Source organism: Promicromonospora sp. NPDC023987 (genome assembly GCF_040639055.1).
Taxonomy (GTDB): domain Bacteria; phylum Actinomycetota; class Actinomycetes; order Actinomycetales; family Cellulomonadaceae; genus Promicromonospora.
On record NZ_JBEZZF010000066.1, the window covers coordinates 16,032 to 32,719 of the forward strand.

Annotated in this window: 16 protein-coding genes and 1 tRNA gene; 12 read left to right on the top strand and 5 right to left on the bottom strand. The window is 70.2% G+C overall.

Annotated features, from left to right (window positions below; all coding sequences use genetic code 11):
* Positions 1–102 precede the first annotated feature (102 nt).
* The 5 genes from dnaK to AB0F40_RS22450 all read left to right on the top strand — a co-directional run bounded on the left by dnaK (position 103) and on the right by AB0F40_RS22450 (position 4,791).
* Positions 103–1,968 carry a molecular chaperone DnaK gene (gene dnaK, locus AB0F40_RS22430; protein ID WP_357472866.1) on the top strand — a complete coding sequence of 622 codons (1,866 nt, stop codon included), beginning with the start codon at positions 103–105 and terminating at the stop codon, positions 1,966–1,968.
* Positions 1,965–2,684: a nucleotide exchange factor GrpE gene (grpE, locus tag AB0F40_RS22435; protein WP_357472869.1), complete on the top strand. Its 720-nt coding sequence runs from the start codon at positions 1,965–1,967 to the stop codon at positions 2,682–2,684. The genes dnaK and grpE overlap by 4 nt, the downstream gene beginning before the upstream one ends.
* 76 nt (positions 2,685–2,760) lie before the next feature.
* Positions 2,761–3,774 carry a DnaJ C-terminal domain-containing protein gene (locus tag AB0F40_RS22440; RefSeq protein ID WP_357472872.1) on the top strand — a complete coding sequence of 338 codons (1,014 nt, stop codon included), beginning with the start codon at positions 2,761–2,763 and terminating at the stop codon, positions 3,772–3,774.
* Between the two features lie 94 nt (positions 3,775–3,868).
* Positions 3,869–4,321: a MerR family transcriptional regulator gene (locus AB0F40_RS22445; RefSeq protein ID WP_357472874.1), complete on the top strand. Its 453-nt coding sequence runs from the start codon at positions 3,869–3,871 to the stop codon at positions 4,319–4,321.
* Positions 4,322–4,482: 161 nt separating this feature from the next.
* Positions 4,483–4,791 (top strand): DUF1540 domain-containing protein, encoded by a 309-nt coding sequence (locus tag AB0F40_RS22450; protein ID WP_357472877.1) that lies wholly within the window; start codon positions 4,483–4,485, stop codon positions 4,789–4,791.
* A gap of 105 nt (positions 4,792–4,896) precedes the next feature.
* Here AB0F40_RS22450 and AB0F40_RS22455 read toward each other — a convergent pair whose 3' ends face one another.
* Positions 4,897–5,664 (bottom strand): hypothetical protein, encoded by a 768-nt coding sequence (locus tag AB0F40_RS22455; protein WP_357472880.1) that lies wholly within the window; start codon positions 5,662–5,664, stop codon positions 4,897–4,899.
* Between the two features lie 247 nt (positions 5,665–5,911).
* Here AB0F40_RS22455 and AB0F40_RS22460 point away from each other — a divergent pair, with 247 nt between their 5' ends.
* Positions 5,912–9,403, top strand: a complete 3,492-nt coding sequence (locus AB0F40_RS22460) for a sigma-70 family RNA polymerase sigma factor (protein WP_357472883.1) — start codon at positions 5,912–5,914, stop codon at positions 9,401–9,403.
* Positions 9,404–9,458: 55 nt separating this feature from the next.
* Here the strand turns inward: AB0F40_RS22460 and upp are convergent, their stop codons facing one another.
* Positions 9,459–10,094 (bottom strand): uracil phosphoribosyltransferase, encoded by a 636-nt coding sequence (gene upp, locus AB0F40_RS22465; protein ID WP_357472886.1) that lies wholly within the window; start codon positions 10,092–10,094, stop codon positions 9,459–9,461.
* 161 nt (positions 10,095–10,255) lie between these two features.
* Here upp and AB0F40_RS22470 point away from each other — a divergent pair, with 161 nt between their 5' ends.
* Both AB0F40_RS22470 and AB0F40_RS22475 read left to right on the top strand, forming a co-directional pair.
* Entirely contained in the window at positions 10,256–10,729 is a 474-nt protein-coding gene (locus tag AB0F40_RS22470) for a nucleoside deaminase (RefSeq protein WP_357472910.1), read from the top strand.
* Positions 10,730–10,990: 261 nt separating this feature from the next.
* Positions 10,991–11,782, top strand: a complete 792-nt coding sequence (locus AB0F40_RS22475; protein ID WP_357472913.1) for a Sir2 family NAD-dependent protein deacetylase — start codon at positions 10,991–10,993, stop codon at positions 11,780–11,782.
* 14 nt (positions 11,783–11,796) lie between these two features.
* Here the strand turns inward: AB0F40_RS22475 and AB0F40_RS22480 are convergent, their stop codons facing one another.
* Positions 11,797–12,753, bottom strand: a complete 957-nt coding sequence (locus AB0F40_RS22480) for a transglutaminase-like domain-containing protein (RefSeq protein WP_357472889.1) — start codon at positions 12,751–12,753, stop codon at positions 11,797–11,799.
* A gap of 254 nt (positions 12,754–13,007) precedes the next feature.
* On the opposite strand from AB0F40_RS22480, the gene AB0F40_RS22485 reads away from it, so the two are divergent.
* The 3 genes from AB0F40_RS22485 to AB0F40_RS22495 all read left to right on the top strand — a co-directional run bounded on the left by AB0F40_RS22485 (position 13,008) and on the right by AB0F40_RS22495 (position 15,156).
* A complete protein-coding gene (locus tag AB0F40_RS22485; protein WP_357472892.1) occupies positions 13,008–14,042 on the top strand; it encodes an arabinan endo-1,5-alpha-L-arabinosidase in 1,035 nt (344 codons plus the stop codon).
* A gap of 194 nt (positions 14,043–14,236) precedes the next feature.
* Complete coding sequence (locus tag AB0F40_RS22490; protein ID WP_357472894.1) at positions 14,237–14,551, top strand: hypothetical protein; 315 nt, start codon at positions 14,237–14,239, stop codon at positions 14,549–14,551.
* 2 nt (positions 14,552–14,553) lie between these two features.
* A complete protein-coding gene (locus tag AB0F40_RS22495; protein ID WP_357472897.1) occupies positions 14,554–15,156 on the top strand; it encodes a hypothetical protein in 603 nt (200 codons plus the stop codon).
* A 6-nt stretch (positions 15,157–15,162) separates the two neighbouring features.
* On the opposite strand, the gene AB0F40_RS22500 is transcribed toward AB0F40_RS22495, so the two are convergent.
* Positions 15,163–15,876: a GntR family transcriptional regulator gene (locus tag AB0F40_RS22500; RefSeq protein ID WP_357472900.1), complete on the bottom strand. Its 714-nt coding sequence runs from the start codon at positions 15,874–15,876 to the stop codon at positions 15,163–15,165.
* 194 nt (positions 15,877–16,070) lie between these two features.
* On the opposite strand from AB0F40_RS22500, the gene AB0F40_RS22505 reads away from it, so the two are divergent.
* Positions 16,071–16,157, top strand: a tRNA-Ser gene (locus tag AB0F40_RS22505).
* Positions 16,158–16,321: 164 nt separating this feature from the next.
* Here AB0F40_RS22505 and AB0F40_RS22510 read toward each other — a convergent pair.
* The coding region (locus AB0F40_RS22510) for an AAA family ATPase (protein WP_357472903.1) at positions 16,322–16,688 on the bottom strand (367 nt) is incomplete at its 5' end.

The following is a 16,688-nucleotide window of genomic DNA, read 5'->3' on the forward strand; positions in this document are numbered from 1 at the left end:
TGAGTGAAGCAGGCTCAACTTTGGAGGTGCGGGCTTGCTTCCTCGCGATCTCCCGTTTAAGTTGAGTGCAGCAGACTCAACCTGTCGTAGGAAGGCAGCAACATGGCACGCTCAGTAGGTATCGACCTCGGAACCACGAACTCGGTGGTGACCGTCCTCGAGGGCGGGGAGCCCACCGTCATCGCCAACGCGGAGGGCTCGCGGACCACCCCCTCGGTGGTCGCGTTCTCCAAGACCGGCGAGGTCCTCGTGGGTGAGGTCGCCAAGCGTCAGGCGGTCACCAACGTCGACCGCACCATCTCCTCGGTCAAGCGCCACATGGGCACCGACTGGTCGCAGGACATCGACGACAAGAAGTACACGGCGCAGGAGATCTCGGCCCGGATCCTCGGCAAGCTCAAGCGCGACGCCGAGGAGTACCTCGGCGAGCCCGTCACCGAGGCCGTCATCACCGTCCCGGCGTACTTCAACGACGCCGAGCGCCAGGCCACGAAGGACGCCGGCCAGATCGCCGGCCTCGACGTCAAGCGCATCGTCAACGAGCCGACGGCGGCGGCGCTCGCCTACGGCCTCGACAAGGGCAAGGAGGACGAGCTCATCCTCGTCTTCGACCTCGGTGGCGGTACGTTCGACGTCTCCCTGCTCGAGGTGGGCAAGGACGAGGACGACTTCTCGACCATCCAGGTGCGCGCCACCTCCGGTGACAACCGCCTCGGTGGTGACGACTGGGACTCCCGCGTCGTGGAGCACCTCATCAAGCAGGTGAAGAACTCCTCGGGCGTCGACCTGTCGAAGGACAAGATCGCGCTGCAGCGGCTCCGCGAGGCCTCCGAGCAGGCCAAGAAGGAGCTCTCGTCCTCGACGAGCACCAACATCTCGATGCAGTACCTGTCGATGAGCGAGAACGGCCCCATCCACCTGGACGAGAAGCTCACGCGCGCTCAGTTCCAGCAGATGACGCAGGACCTCATCGACCGCACCAAGGCTCCGTTCCACGCGGTGATCCGCGACGCGGGCATCTCCGTCTCCGACATCGACCACGTCGTGCTCGTGGGTGGCTCCACCCGCATGCCCGCCGTGACCGAGGTCATCAAGGAACTCACCGGCGGCCGCGAGCCCAACAAGGGTGTGAACCCGGACGAGGTCGTCGCCGTCGGCGCGGCCCTGCAGGCCGGCGTCATCACCGGTGACCGCAAGGACGTCCTGCTGATCGACGTCACCCCGCTGTCCCTCGGTATCGAGACCAAGGGTGGCGTGATGACCAAGCTCATCGAGCGCAACACGGCCATCCCGACCAAGCGCAGCGAGGTCTTCTCCACGGCGGACGACAACCAGCCGTCCGTGGCGATCCAGGTGTTCCAGGGTGAGCGCGAGTTCACGCGCGACAACAAGCCGTTGGGCGTGTTCGAGCTCACCGGCATCGCACCGGCTCCGCGCGGTGTGCCGCAGATCGAGGTCACGTTCGACATCGACGCGAACGGCATCGTGCACGTGTCCGCCAAGGACCGTGGCACGGGCATGGAGCAGTCGATGAAGATCACCGGCGGTTCGGCCCTCCCCAAGGAGGACATCGACCGCATGGTCAAGGACGCCGAGACGCACGCCGAGGAGGACAAGAAGCGGCGCGAGGACGCGGACACCCGCAACCAGGCCGAGACCTTCGCGTACTCCATGGAGAAGCAGATCGCGGACAACCGCGACAAGCTGCCGGCCGAGGTCGTCACCGAGGTCGAGACCGACATCGCCGCGGTCAAGTCCGCGCTCGAGGGCGAGGACTCCGAGGCCGTGAAGACCGCGTACGAGAAGCTCGGTGCGTCCTCGCAGAAGATCGGCGAGGCTCTGTACTCCGCCGAGCAGCCCGCGGCGCAGGGTGCCGAGGGCGGCCCGCAGACAGCGAACGCGCAGGCGGCTCCTGAGGAGGACGTCGTCGACGCCGAGATCGTGGACGACGAGGACGAGCGCAAGTGACCGAAGAGAATCCGCAGGGACCCCCTGAGCCGGATGGCTCGGGAGATCAGCCCTTCCATTTCAGGGACAAGCGCAAGGTGAACAACTCCGGCGACCAGAGCCGGCCGACCGAGCCCGGCGCACCGGACGAGGCTGCTGGCGAGCCCGCCCCGGAGGTCGAGCCTGCCCCGGAGGTCGAGCCTGCCCCGGGGGTCGAGCCTGTCGAGACCCCCGCGCAGTCGGCCGCCTCCGGCGATCCGCTGGAGGGGCTCGACTTCGAGCCGTCCGGCGACGCGGCCGAGGCCGCGGCCGTGCTCAAGGCACAGGCCGAGGCCGCGGATCACCTGGACGCGCTGCAGCGTGAGCGGGCCAGCTTCACGAACTACCGCAACCGGGCGCTGCGTGATCAGGACGCCGCACGGGACCGGGGTGTGCAGGACGTGCTGGTCGCGCTGATGCCCGTGCTCGACGACATCGAGCGCGCGAAGCAGCACGGCGAGCTGAGCGGTCCCATGGCGGCGATCGCGGAGAAGGTCGACCAGAGCCTGCAGAAGTTCGGTGTCGAGCGGTTCGGCAAGGTGGGGGAGGAGTTCGACCCCACCCTGCACGAGGCGCTCATGCACTCGACCTCCGCTGACGCGACGGCAGCCACGGTGAACCTCGTGGTGGAGCCGGGGTACAAGATCGGCGACAAGGTGGTCCGGGCGGCACGAGTGGGCGTCGTCGGACCGGAGTGATCGCTCGGTGGTCGAGTTCGTCGAGACCCAGGTCTCGACGAGCTCGACCACCGGTATCGACGCGGAAGGAGGTGCCATGACCGGTCAGGACTGGATGGAGAAGGACTTCTACGCCGTGCTGGGCGTACCAAAGGACGCCGACGACGCGGCCATCAAGAAGGCCTACCGCAAGCTGGCGCGCCAGTATCACCCCGATCAGAACCAGGGCAACGCGTCCGCGGAGACCAGGTTCAAGGAGATCGGTGAGGCCTACGCGGTGCTGTCCGACGCGGAGCAGCGCCGCCAGTACGACGCCGTGCGTGCCATGGCGGGCGGTGCACGCTTCTCCGCGGGGCCCGGCGGCGCCGGTGCCGGTGGCTTCGAGGACATCATGGGCGCCATGTTCGGTGGCGGCCAGGGCCCGGCCGGCCGGGGCGGGCCCCGTGTCCGGTACTCGCAGGGCGGTAACGCGGGCCCGGGATTCGAGGACATCCTCGGCTCGATGTTCGGTGGTGCGAGGCCCGGCTACGGGTCAGCAGGCCCTACCGGGTTCACCGCGCCGACCCAGGGCGCCGACATCGTCGCGCAGGTCACCTTGCCGTTCCGCGCGGCAGTCGAGGGCACGACCGCTGAGCTGGAGGTCAACGGCCGCACCATCACGGCCCGGGTCCCCCCGGGCATCAACGACGGCAAGAAGCTCCGCCTCCGTGGCAAGGGCAAGCCTGGCGTCGGCGGTGGCACGGCAGGCGACCTGGTGGTCACCGTGCACGTGGCGCCCCACCCGGTCTGGACCCTCGACGGGCTCGACCTGCGCATGACCGTGCCCGTCACCTTCGCCGAGGCGGCTCTCGGCACCACCCTGAAGGTGCCGACCCTCGACGGCGCGACCGTACGGCTGAAGGTGCCGGCGGGCACGCCGTCGGGCAGGGTGCTCCGCGTCAAGGGGCGCGGCGTGCAGACGGCGGCTGCGAACGGCGACCTGCTCGTGAGTGTGCAGGTGGTCGTGCCGCAGAAGCTCAGTAGAAAGGCAAAGCAGGCGCTCGAGACGTTTGCCGCCGAGAGCGACGGCGAGGACGTGCGCGCCGGGCTGGCCGAGCGGGCGGCGGAATAGCCATCGGCGCGGTGGGGCATATGTCCCACCGCGCCGCGGTCGGTTAACCTGCCCGCACGCAGAGCGAAGCGAAACGAGACAGGGAGAGGAGCACATGGTCGACGACGACGCGCCCGTGCTCACCGTCTCCAAGGCCGCCGACCTCGCGGGCATGCACCCGCAGACGTTGCGGCAGTACGACCGCCTCGGTCTGGTGGTGCCTCGGCGCACCCGTGGCAGGGGTCGCCGGTACTCACGCCGGGACGTGGCGCGCCTGCTGCAGGTGCAGCGGCTCGCGCAGGTCGAGGGCATCAACCTCGCGGGGATCAAGCGCATCCTCGACCTGGAGGCCCACGTCTCCGTGCTGGAGGAGCGCCTCGGTGACCTGTTGATGCGGGTCCAGGAGGAAGGCCGTGTGTTCGCCGCCGGCCCGGATGCCGGCGACGTCGTGGTGGTCCAGCGCGGCCAGCGGGTCCGCAGCGCGGCGACGCGGGTCGACCTCGAGCGTCGCGCCGTCGGTGGCGGTGCGGTGGTGCTCTGGCGACCGGCCCCCCGCCGCGAAGGGTGAGTGCTCACGTCGCGGGCGCAATTTCGGCAACGCAATTCTTTCGTTAATCGAGAATGCGTCGCAGAAAATAGGTTAGGCATTCCTTGCTCTACGGGTTCTGCATTTCCGGAATAGGATCGGCCTATCGGAGAAGTCCCAGCGCCCCACGCGAGGAGTGAGCCATGAGCACGCTGATGGAAATGCCTGAGGTCGCCGAGTGCTCGATCGACGGCTGCGGCTACAACCACGACCACGGCTGCCACGCAGGCGCCGTCACCATCGCCGGGCACCGGGGCGACGCCTCCTGCGCCACGTTCATCCCGCTGAGCACCAAGGGCGGCCTCGAGAAGGTCATCGCCCACGTCGGTGCCTGCCAGCGTGGGGAGTGCCTGCACAACGACAACCTGGAGTGCAGCGCCCCGTCGATCCGGGTGGGCGCCGGCCCGGAGGAACCGGGGCACGCCGACTGCCTCACCTTCCGGGAAGGCTGACCGGGTCGGGTACGAATCGGCCCGTGACGAGGCAGAGCGCCTGCTCGACATCGAGCGGGCGCTCCTGCTGTGCGGGTTCGGGGGGCTCAGCGGGTCCGGAGAACCTCAGCGAGCCAGGTGGTCGAGCAGCAACAACGCGTCGTCGTGCGTCCCCGGCAGTCGCTCGACCCAGACCCGGGTCGGCCGGCGCACCTCCGTGATGAGGCCGAGCACCTCGGCGTTGCGCTCCACGACGCGGCGCAGCGACTGGCCGAGCTCGGCGGTCGTCGGGCCGCGCTCGCACAGCACCACGAAAGTGCCGTCGTCGACCGCGGCCATGGGATGGCCTTCGCCGAAGACCTGGTGCAGCGTGCGGCCGATCGCGGCGGAGCGCGCGAGCCGCTGCCATGTGTCGAGACTGTCCAGGCCGACGTCGAGCACGAGCAGGCAGTGGGAGGCTCCCGCGGTGGTTCCGCCGCGCTGCGCCGTGCCGTAGGTCTCGCGCAGCCGCTCGCCCAGGTACTCGCCCGTCGGCAGTCCGGTCGACGGGTCGTACGTGGCTGCCTGATACGGCATGCGCTCGCGCTCGCCGACCCAGCCGATCGCCGCGGAGCGCAGCGCACCGACGTCGGTAGGACGGCCGAACGCGGCGTAGAGGCAGGCGACGTCGTCCAGTGCCTCGGTGATGCCAGCCCCCACCGCGGCCCGTGCCGCTCCCAGCCGTTCTGCGGGCGCGATCACGCCGCGGCCCTCAGCCAGTGCCTCGGCAAGCGCTTCTGCGGCCGGGTGCTCCCAGTCGTTCGGTCGGATCCAGACCGAAGCCAAGCTGGTAGCGCGCCACCGCTCACGCAGGTCATGCACACGCACCCGCGCCTCCTGCTGTGACTCGCTCATGATGAAGGAACCCTCACGAGGACCAATCATGACGCACCTTCCGCTGTGGTGTACCGCACTTCACCCGCCGCTCACCCGGGAAATGTTTTTTTAGCCCCTAGAATCGCGGTGTGGATCTATAGTCTTTGGCAGGACACGGCCGACAGTCTGGGTAGACGTGAAGCAAGCCGAGAGCAGCACGGGGGGAACCCCGAGTGACGCGGAACTGATCCTGCAGGTCAGGTCAGGTGACCGCGACGCTTTTGGCATGCTCTACGAGCGGCACGCCGGGGCAGCGCGCGCGCTCGCGCGGCAGTACGTCTCATCTGCGGACGCCGACGACGTCGTGGCAGACGCCTTCAGCAAGCTGTTCGAGATGCTCCGGCGTGGTGCCGGGCCCGACGCCGGATTCCGTCCGTACCTGTACACCGTGGTGCGCCACCGGTCGTTCGACGTGTCCCGCGGCGCGGCACGCACACGCCCCAGCACGGACGACGAGATCGAGTCGGTGCTCGGCCGGGTCGCGTCGGAGGAAGATCCTGCGCTCGCCGGCTTCGAGCGCAGCGTGGTCTCCAGGGCCTACTTCGAGCTGCCCGAGCGCTGGCGCGAGGTGCTCTGGTACGTCCTCGTCGACGACCTGAAGCCAGCACAGGTCGCGCCGGTGCTGGGCCTCAGCCCCAACGGCGTCTCCGCCCTGCTCTACCGGGCCAAGGAAGCGCTGCGTGCCGGGTACCTGCAGCAGCACCTGACGCACGCGCCGTCGGACACCTGCCGCACGGTGAACCCGCTGCTCGGCGGGTACGTGCGCGACAGCCTGTCCAAGCGCGAGACCGCGAAGATCGACGACCACCTCGCGACCTGCGGTACCTGCAGCGCCCTCGTGCTGGAGCTGCACGACGTCGCGCACGGTATGAAGACAGTCATCGCCCCGTTGGTGCTCGGCGCGGGTGGCCTCGCTCTCGTCGGGGCCGGTGCGCCGATCGGTGGCCTGTTCGTCGCGGCGAAGGCCGGGGCCGGCGCGGCCGTCAGCGGCGCGCCGACGGCCACCGCGACGGTGGGCGCTGCCTCGACCAGCACGCTCTCCGGCGCCGTGTCGTCAGCCGTATCGGCGACCGCCGGCGCTGTCGCCTCCGCCGCTGCGGCCGCCACGGGCGGCAGCGTGGCGGCCGGCGCGCTTGCCGTCGCCGCCGTCACCATGGTCGCGGCGCTGCAGATCGCCGCACCGGCCGACGCCGAGCCGGTGCTCGCGGACCAGGTGATCACGACGACGGACGGTCGCGAGCTGCCGGGCGCCGAGGACATCAACGACAAGCAGCCCGTCCTGCCGACCGACATCGAGCCCGGTGAGAGCACGAGCGTCTCGTATCTCGCCGTCGAGTACACGGACGCCTCGAAGCCGTTGGCCCCGCGGCAGCCCCAGTACCTGGCGCTCACGGTCAGGAACACCGGCGACACCGCGGCGACCGGCACGCAGCTGGAGATCACGCTTTCCAACGGGCTCACCGTGACCCGGCCGGACGGGCCGTTCGGCACGGGGGTCGGCAGCCGGCTGGTGAGCTCGGTCGAGCCGACCGAGGGCACCGCCGCCGGGGGTACGGGCACCGGGGGCACGGGCGCCGAGGGCGTGGACGCCGCTGCCACCGGGACCGGCGACGGCTCGGGCACTCCCAGTGCGAGCGCATCCGCGTCGGAGGCCGACGGCAGCACCGAGGCCGTCGGAGGCAGCACCGAGGCCGGCGCCGCCTCCGACGGCGAGACGCAGGCCACGCCGAGCTCGTCGCCCAGCGCACCTCCCGCCGTGGGGCAGATCCCGGAGGGCGGCCCGGCCGCCTGCACGCCGACGGAACAGACGAACGTGCTGCTCTGCTCGCTCGGCGAGCTCGCACCGGGGCAGGAGCATCACGTCCAGGTGCCCGTGCAGGCCAACTCCGGCGGCGACTACCCCGTAGGAGCCGAGGTCTGGGCCGACGGTATGGGGCGCTACTCGATCAATCTTCCGGGCCGCACGGTGGCGCCGTTCGGCCCCGAGCTGTCCGCGGCGAGCGCTAACGTCTCGCTCGCGAGCCCGGGTATCGCCGCACTTCCGGTCCGGGTCACCAGCACGGGCGACCGCTCGGTGCCGGCCGACTGGGCGGTCGAGGTGACGCTGCCCGACGGCGTCAAGCCCACCAAGACGCAGCCCGAGCTGTCGTGTGCGCCCGGGAAGTCGCCGCACGGCTGGCTCTGCGCGCTCCTGCCCGGGACGGTCACGGCGTTGGAGCCGGGCGTCACTCTCGACACCATGCTGAACATCACGATGGCGGACGACGTGTCGTCGGCAGAGCCCACGGTGCTGGGCGCCGTGAACCTCCGCCCGGTCGTCCCCCAGGGCAACGCACACTCCGCCTCGGCCACGCTGGCCGCGACGTCCGCCTGGGCGAACGCCGGCACCGGCACAGGCGTCGTGAGTGCCTCCTGCCTCGTGGAGGGGGGAGCCGGTACGGCCGATGCCGTCGTGTCCGGCACCTACACCAACACGACCGAGCGCCCGGTGCGTGTCGCGCTGGAGGCAGCCGGTAGCAAGGCGTCCTCGGGCAAGGACGTGGCCCCTGGTGAGTCCACCCAGCTGACGCTGCACGACGGCATGCGGGCCCCGGCCGGCCAGGCGGCCTTCGTGCTCGCCACCGTCGTGGACGGGAAGACCTACACGACGCGGGTGCCGGCGGGTGACCACAAGGGAGCGGACTGCTACTCGCCGTCGTGGACCACCGAGACGAGTGCGGAGACGTACAACGCGGCCGGTGCCGTGGGCGTGCAGGGGAAGGTGACCAACACGTCGGACGAGTCGCTGACCGCCGTCATGGTCGTCCCCGTGGGCGACACCACCATGAAGTCCCCGGCCCTTCCGGTGTCACCGGGCGGCACCGTGAGCTTCAACGTAAACACGGGCCGGTCGCATCTGGCCGAGGGAGACGTCGTGTTCCGTCTCTCGCGGGACGCGGTGGACTCGGACGGTGACCGGCCCGCCGGTCCGGTCGTGCCCAAGACCAACCCGACGGCACACCATGGCGGGGCGACGATCTCGCCGGCGAGCGGTGACGCGCCGGTGGCCGCAGGAGTCTGTGAGTTCGACGTCGAGCGGGACCACTCGGTGCGGACGTTCAGCTTCACCGCCGACAACACCAAGTCGACGCTTCCCGTCCGGTTCCACGTGGGCGACGTGACCAGGACCGTGCCCGCCGGAGAAGTGAAGGTGATCGAGTTTCCGGTCGTCTGGGGTACCGAGACAGCCACCCTGACGGCGGGAGGCAAGACGCTGGACACGATGCCCGTCTCGTTCGAGTCCTGCGCCGAGGTCACCTGGCCCGAGGCGGTGGCGGTCAGTACCGCGGCACAGTGCACCGACCAGCGTGTGCGCCTCATGGCGACGGTGAACAACGTGACCGCTCACAACTGGACGGGCGTGCTGATCCGCGACAGCAGCGGCGAGGCCGGGGCTCCACAGAAGGTCGTCGCGGGACAGGCCACGACCCTCGAGCTCACCCGAGACACCGCGATCAGCCGCGAGGGCAGCGTCACGGTGCGGCTCGTCCGTCAGCTGGAAGGCCGCGGACACACGGTGGAGCGTGCGTTCCTGGTCGAGGGCAAGACGTGCTTGGGCAACGTGTGCGAGCCGGCGCCGGCGCCGACCGCGACCGCTGCGGCCTCCGCGGCCGACGCGCGGCTACCGCAGTGGCCGTGGTTCGAGGTCTGCGGCGACCCGACCGCCGACGGCGCGTGACGCCTCCGGCGCAGGTGACACCCGTGGCGCCTGCGCCCGCAGCGCCGTTCCGGCTCTAGACGATGCCGTACAGGCGGTCACCCGCGTCGCCCAGACCGGGCACGATGTAAGCCCGCTCGTCGAGGCGCTCGTCGACCGCGGCGACGACGACGGACAGGTTGAGGCGGTCGCCCACGTGCTCCTCGAGCGCCTTGATGCCCTCGGGGGCCGCGAGCAGGCAGACCGCCGTGACCTCGCGGGCGCCGCGCTCGAGCACGTAGTCGATGGCCGCGACCAGCGTGCCACCGGTGGCGAGCATCGGGTCGATGAGGAAGACGTGGCGCCCCGTCAGGTCGTCGGGCAGGCGGTTGGCGTACGTGACGGCCTTGAACGTCTCCTCGTCCCGCACCAGGCCGAGGAACCCGACCTCCGCCGTCGGGAGCAGCCGGCTCATGCCGTCGAGCATGCCCAGGCCGGCGCGGAGGATCGGCACCACGAGCGGCGGCGGGGTCGCGAGGCGGGTGCCCGTCATGGTGGTGACCGGCGTCCTCACCTCGTGCGGCTCGGTGGCGATGTCACGCGTGGCCTCGTAGGCCAGGAGCGTGACGAGCTCGTCGACCAGGAGGCGGAAGGTGGGCGAGGCTGTGGTCTCGTCCCTCAGGACGGTCAGCTTGTGGGCGACCAGGGGGTGATCGACGACGTGGAGGCGCATGGGCCCAACGCTACCGGGCGCCGCCCGGTCGAGACCGCGAGGCGCTTCGAAACGTTGCCAGTCCCACACCACCGCGCCCACCGCCGTCCCTCACCGGGTTGTCCGAAGCGTGGGTCACTAGGGTGACCTGTGTGTCTGACTGGTCAGCGGGACTGAGCGCCCTGAGCGTCGCCGAGCGCCGCGAGCACTGGGAGAGCTGGATGGGGGCGGCGCTCGACGAGGCGCGCCGTGCCCTCGCCACCGGCGACGTACCGGTCGGCGCGCTGGTGCTCGACGGGTCGGGACGGGTGATCGGCGTCGGGCACAACGAACGGGAGGCGACAGGGGACCCGACCGCCCACGCCGAGCTGCTCGCCCTACGGGCCGCCGCGGCGGCCCGGGGCGAGTGGCGCCTGGCCGGCTGCACCCTCGTGGTGACTCTCGAACCGTGCCCGATGTGCGCAGGCGCCCTGGTGCAGGCGCGCGTCCGGCGGCTCGTGCTCGGCGCGTGGGACCCGAAAGCGGGCGCCACCGGATCCGTCTGGGACCTCGTACGTGACCAGCGCGCGCTCCACGAGGTGGAGGTGCTCGGTGGCCTGCGCGAAGCGGAGTGCGGGGCGCTGCTCCGGGAGTTCTTCGAGGTCCGGCGAGGCTGAACCGAGTCGGTCAGACCTGCGGCAGTGCGGAGTGCAGCTGGTCGAGCAGGGTGCGCAGCCGGAGCAGGTACAGCCGCTCGTTCGCGAGGCTGGACAGGTTCGACCCCAGGCCGAAGGGGGTTGTGCGAAATGAAACACACAACGGGGTCGGCGGGCCTCTGGCGGCATACCCTCGTAAGCGTGTTCCCTGAAGCCCGACCCACCACGTGGAACCCTGAACCCGTCGACGTCGCCCGCACCACGGTCGACGACGCCGTCGAGGTGCTCACCGGCCTGCGGTTCACGGCGCTCACGGGCGCTGGGATCTCGACCGACTCCGGCATCCCCGACTACCGCGGACCCGACTCCCCACCGCGCAGCCCGATGACCTATCAGCAGTTCGTGGGGGACGAGGAGTTCCGCCGCCACTACTGGGCCCGCAACCACGTGGGCTGGCAGCACGTGAACCGGTCCGTGCCGAACGCGGGGCACCGGGCGCTCGTCCGGCTCGAGGAGCGCGGCCTCCTCGCCGGGATCATCACCCAGAACGTGGACCTGCTGCACGAGGACGCAGGCTCCCGCAACGTCATCGACCTGCACGGACGCTATGACCGCGTGATCTGCCTGACCTGCGGCCGGGTCATCTCGCGCACGCACCTCGCCGAGCGGCTCGACGCGCTCAACCCGGGCTTCCTGGAGTCCGTCGGCGACGTCGCGGACATCGAGATCGCGCCCGACGCCGACGCCGTGATCGAGTCGACCGCCCACTTCCGGCCGGCGCCCTGCGAGTTCTGCGGGGGAGTGCTCAAGCCGGAGATCGTGTACTTCGGCGAGAACGTGCCGCGCGAGCGAGTGGATCGGGCGTTCGGGCTGGTGGACTCGGCGGACGCGTTGCTCGTCGCTGGTTCGTCACTGACCGTGATGAGCGGTCTGCGGTTCGTGCGGCATGCCGCCACGGCGGGCAAGCCCGTGGTGATCGTGAACCGCGGCATCACCCGGGGCGACAAGTACGCGACGGTGAAGATCGAGTCGGGCACGAGCGACGTCCTGGAGCAGCTGGCGACCCGCCTCTGACCCCACGGCAGGCGTCAATGGGCGGAGAGGTCCGTGATGCCGCCGTGGCCCGTGGGGGAGAGTGTGAGCACGCGCTCTCCCGGGTGCAGGCGTACGTCCTCGCGGTACAGCTCGGCGAGCTGGTCGGCGGCCTCGGTGTCCCCGGCGTCGGCCGCGACGAGCAGGTAGGCGAGCTCGTCGACGACGGCGTCGAGCTCGGTGTCGGACGTGTCCGCACCCGGCAGGCCGGACTCGCGGATCCACTCCGATGCCGGGCGACCCTCTGCCAACCGGACGAAGGGGCTGCTGAGCCGCGATCCCCACAGGTCCCAGAGCAGCAGCTCGTCGCGGTGCCGGTGCGCCACCTCGAGCAGCACGTAGTCGCGCACGAAGGCCTCGCCGCTCAGCCCCGGCAGGTCGGGGTCCACGCCGAACGTGGCAGGGTCGGCCGTCCCGGCACGGATCGCGAGCCACGACTCGGCCGCCGTCGGGAACGGCGACCCCGGCCCGGTGGGCATGTCGTTGACGTCGAAGTCGAAGTCCTTCTGGTCGAGCTCGGGGTCGTACCGCACCCAGCGCTCGCCGTCCCAGCGCTCACCCACCACGTGGTCGCTGTTCCAGCCAGGTGAGAAGTACGTGGCGAACCCGATGCGGGACCGTGCGGGGATGCCGTGCGTACGCAGCACACCGAGCGAGAGCAGGGTGTGGTCCCGGCAGCAGCCGGCGACCTGCTGCGTGAGCGTCCGCGGCCCGTCGAGCGGTGCCCGCGCTTCGGCGGCGTCCAGGATCGACGTCAGCCAGCGCCGGTCCGGGTCGGCCTTCTGCGCTTCGGTGAGCGTCGGGCCTCCGGCCCGGTAGTGCACGACGGCGGAGCAGGCGAACCGGTGCAGCTCTTCAGCCTCGGTGCTCAGCTCGGTGAAGAATCCTGCGTGCGTTCCGGGGTTCGAGTACGGACTGTGGTCCGAGTAGTCGAAGAGTGTGGGCGCGGGCATCGGTGTCCTCCCTCGGCGGTGTCGGAAGGCTATCGCGCAATGTGGGACATTTGACAGGCTGAATCTCCGCACGCTGCGACGAGCGGTCCGGATGCGCCGGTGACACTGCCCTCAACTGGCTCTTGACGTGCCAATTCACCCGCCCCACACTGTTCTACAACCTTGTAGAAGCCGGAGCGACGACGGTCCGGTCCCGAATGTGAGCGTTCACAATTGGGCCTCGTCGCGCCGGCACGTCCCGGACGGAGGCAACGATGCACCAGTTCCGAGCACGATCAAGCAGCGCCCGACGCCGACAGGTGGCCGTCGCGCTGCTCGTCGCCGCAGGGCTGGCGATCAGTCCAGCGGCGTCCGGCGTCCCGGTCGCGGAGGGCGGCTCGGCCGGCGCCACGACAGCAGCCCTGGCGGACTACCCCGACCCGGGTGTCGTCACCGGCAGCACCGCTGTGCACGACCCGGAGGTCGCCAAGTCGCCCGCCGGCAACTACCTGCTCGCCCACACGGGCAACGGGATCACGCTCAAGACCTCGTCGGACCGTACCCGGTGGGACGACGCCGGGGCCGCGTTCCCGAACGGCGTCCCCTGGGCGCACGCCTACACGAACGGCAGCGACCACGTCTGGGCGCCGGACATCACCTACGTCAACGGCCGCTACTACCTGTACTACTCGGCCTCGACGTTCGGCTCGAACCGTTCGGCGATCTTCCTCGCCACGAGCACCACGGGTGCACAGGGCTCGTGGAGCGACCAGGGCCTCGTCATCGAGTCGCGGACGTCGGACAGCTGGAACGCCATCGACCCCAACCTGGTCGTCGACCAGTCCGGCCGCTGGCACCTGAGCTTCGGCTCGTTCTGGTCGGGCCTCAAGATGATCAGCCTCGACTCGGCCACGGGCAAGCGGTCCGGGACGGAGCTCCACAGCATCGCCGGCCGGGGCGGCGGTGCCATCGAGGCGCCGACGATCCACTACCGGAACGGGTACTACTACCTGTTCGTGTCGTTCGACCGCTGCTGCCAGGGTGCCGACAGCACGTACCGCGTGATGGTGGGCCGTTCGACGTCGGTCACCGGTCCGTACGTCGACCGCGCCGGAACCGACATGAACTCGGGCGGCGGCACGGAGATCCTCGCGAGCCACGGGAGCATCCACGGGCCTGGCCATCAGGCGGTGCTCGCCGACAACGACGCCGACGCGCTGTTCTACCACTACTACACGGACAGCGGGGCCTCCCGCCTGGGCATCAACCTGCTGACCTACGACGCGGCGGGCTGGCCGCGGCTCTACTAACCCCCGTGATTGAGTGCTGGGTATTTGTGGGTTCTGACCGCCAGCTCCCACAAATACCCAGCACTCAACTGTCGCGTCAGGGGGTGGAGGCGGTGCGGTGCGGCGAGTTGTTCAACAACCTAGATAGTTCTGTCGGACGGCGCTAGGCTGGTTGTGCAGCGAGATCTGCCCGCCCACGCCGGAGGATGACCGACATGGCCGAACCGACAGTGCAGCAGCAGCCCGTGGGGCACCGGCTCGGCGTGCTGGTCCGAGCGGTCCCGCGGCTCCGGCGCAAGGCGCGGGTCGGCTCGGGCGCACGGGAGTCCGACCAGGCCCCGGCACCGGCCCGGCAAGGGCTCCTCTCTCTGCACCTGGACCTCGTGGTCGTGGACGACGACGACGGCGCCGCGGCCGTCCTCGAGCGCATCCTCGACGTGCTCGGGCCCGACGACCGGGTCTACGTCGTGGGTCCGCCGGCGCCTGCCGAACCACGGGTGGACGACCGGCCCTTCACCATCTGGGCCTGACCGTGCCTGGCCTTGCCCGGCTGGTGGAGCGGCACGTCACGGTCGCTCGGGCCACCGTCGCCGCGGTCACCTACGTGCTGCTGGCCACGGCGTTCGTTCTCGGCGTGCTGTGGTTCGTGCTGCCCGGGGAACCCCGCTGGGAACCGGCGGTCAACTCGCTGACGCTGGTGGCGGGCCTGACCGGGCTCATCGTGGAGCGGCTGAGCAGCGAGGCGGAACGGCACGCTCAGGTGCTCGCGGCCATCCGGCGCGAGCTGGAGCGGAACCAGGCAGTCCTCGCGGACAACGAGTTCGCGCGGACCACCGACGATCGTCCGCGAGCCGTCTTCGCTCGGCTCGCGGTCTCCGCCGTCGACGCCGCGCTCGTCTCGGGTGCGCTCGACCGGCGTCGGGACACCACCCTCGTGACCGGGCTGCACAGTTGGCGTGACACCGTCCAGGGATTCAACCGGCGGCTGGACCTCACCGAGAACATGAGCGTGCTGGAGCGGCAGTCGGCGGGGGAGCGAGAGGTCTGGGACGCGGCGATGCGCTTGCGCGGCGGATACGTCGCGACCACGAGGGTGCAGCTGGACGAGCTGCTGGCGGTGCTGCCGGTGCGGTGAGCGGTGTCAGGCGGGCTCGCCAGGCGTGCGGCGGGAGTATGCGGCCGCGACCGTCCGCTCCGACTGGACGAGGTACTCGTCGAGCTCTGCAGCGGCGGCTGCGTTGTCCCCGGCGAGGGTCATCTCCAGGATGCGCGCATTGCGCGCGACGTACGGGGCGTGCAGGTACTCCGGGTTCGCCAGCAGCCCGAACGCGAGGCGAAGCTCTGCCGAGACGGTGGCGTATAGCCGGTCCAGGTGCTCGCTGTCGCAGAGCGCGACGATCCCGCGATGGAACTCCATGTTGGCGGTTCCGGCCGTGCGCCAGTCCTTCTCGTCGCGTGCCCGTTCCGCGCTCTCGACGGCCTTGCGCATGATGTCGGTCGCCGGGTGACCGAGTATGGCACCCCGCAGAGCCTGGCCCTCGATCATGCGGCGCACGCGGTAGATGTCCAGGATCGACGCGAGCGTCGGGACGGCGACCATGACGCCCGCATGCGGACGTCGGACGAGCAGGTTCTCGTGGGTCAGGACCCGGAACGCCTCACGGAGCGTGTTGCGGGAGACTGCGAGTGTTTCGGCGACAGCCTTCTCCGAGAGCCGCTCGCCCGGCCGGGCCTTGCCCGTGATGATCCACGAACGGATCGAGGCCGCGGTGCGGTCGACGAGGTCGCCCATCTTGGCCTCGGCGGTGTCCGCCGCGGTGTCGGAGACGGGTTCTGCGTCAGCGGTCGTCGCCATGAGCCCACTCTACGGTCGTGCGGGGACCGCAGGACGATGCGTCGCGGCCGGAGGATCTAGCGGGTCCGGTCGTCGGACAGCCGTCGAGCGGGGGAGGCTCTCGCCGCCGTGCGACGGCGGCCCGGCTGCCGATTCGTGGAACCGGGCTTCGACCGGGTATCCTGCTACGGCCCGCTGCTGTTGTGGTGGGCAAAGGTAGCGTGTCCGAGCGGCCTAAGGAGCACGCCTCGAAAGCGTGTGTGGGTGAAAGTCCACCGTGGGTTCAAATCCCACCGCTACCGCACACTGAAGGCCCCCAACCGCAGAATCATGCGGATCTGGGGGCCTTCGTCATGCTCGGCACTCCGTCTTCACTCCGAATTGGCTTCCGGGGCGTCGTCGGCGTCTGCCTGTTGGACGAGCTGATCGATGACGATCCGCAGATCCGGGGTGACATGTGTCCGGCCTAGCGGACCACCTCGAGCGGTCCCTCCTCGGGCGTCGGCGGCTCGAACCTCTCGAAGTATTCAGTCGCCGTCTGCTCGGTGAGCGGCCAATCGTCCGCCCGCCTGCCGTGTCGGTCACCGACTCGGCTCAGGATGGTTTCAAGACTCGTCGCCATATAAACAGTCTCCGGCACGATGTCCTGGGGTGCGAGCAGTGCGCGGAACTCATCGCGTTGTCGCCGGAACCAGAATCCGAAGTCGAGCACGACATCGTTCCCCGCCGCGACATGGCGCAGCAAGCGCGCCTTCAGGTCTGCTGCCACTTCGGCGACCACTTCGGCGGAGGGCATCGTCGTGATTCCGCGATCCCAGAACTCCACCTCGAAC

Coding starts and splice junctions, on each gene's coding strand:
- AB0F40_RS22460 (WP_357472883.1), top strand. CDS start 5,912: ATGCTCTACGAGCGGCACGCCGGGGCAGCGCGCGCGCTCGCGCGGCAG.
- AB0F40_RS22490 (WP_357472894.1), top strand. CDS start 14,237: ATGGCCGAACCGACAGTGCAGCAGCAGCCCGTGGGGCACCGGCTCGGC.
- AB0F40_RS22445 (WP_357472874.1), top strand. CDS start 3,869: ATGGTCGACGACGACGCGCCCGTGCTCACCGTCTCCAAGGCCGCCGAC.
- AB0F40_RS22480 (WP_357472889.1), bottom strand. CDS start 12,753: ATGCCCGCGCCCACACTCTTCGACTACTCGGACCACAGTCCGTACTCG.
- AB0F40_RS22450 (WP_357472877.1), top strand. CDS start 4,483: ATGAGCACGCTGATGGAAATGCCTGAGGTCGCCGAGTGCTCGATCGAC.
- AB0F40_RS22485 (WP_357472892.1), top strand. CDS start 13,008: ATGCACCAGTTCCGAGCACGATCAAGCAGCGCCCGACGCCGACAGGTG.
- AB0F40_RS22500 (WP_357472900.1), bottom strand. CDS start 15,876: ATGGCGACGACCGCTGACGCAGAACCCGTCTCCGACACCGCGGCGGAC.
- dnaK (WP_357472866.1), top strand. CDS start 103: ATGGCACGCTCAGTAGGTATCGACCTCGGAACCACGAACTCGGTGGTG.
- AB0F40_RS22440 (WP_357472872.1), top strand. CDS start 2,761: ATGACCGGTCAGGACTGGATGGAGAAGGACTTCTACGCCGTGCTGGGC.
- AB0F40_RS22455 (WP_357472880.1), bottom strand. CDS start 5,664: ATGAGCGAGTCACAGCAGGAGGCGCGGGTGCGTGTGCATGACCTGCGT.
- upp (WP_357472886.1), bottom strand. CDS start 10,094: ATGCGCCTCCACGTCGTCGATCACCCCCTGGTCGCCCACAAGCTGACC.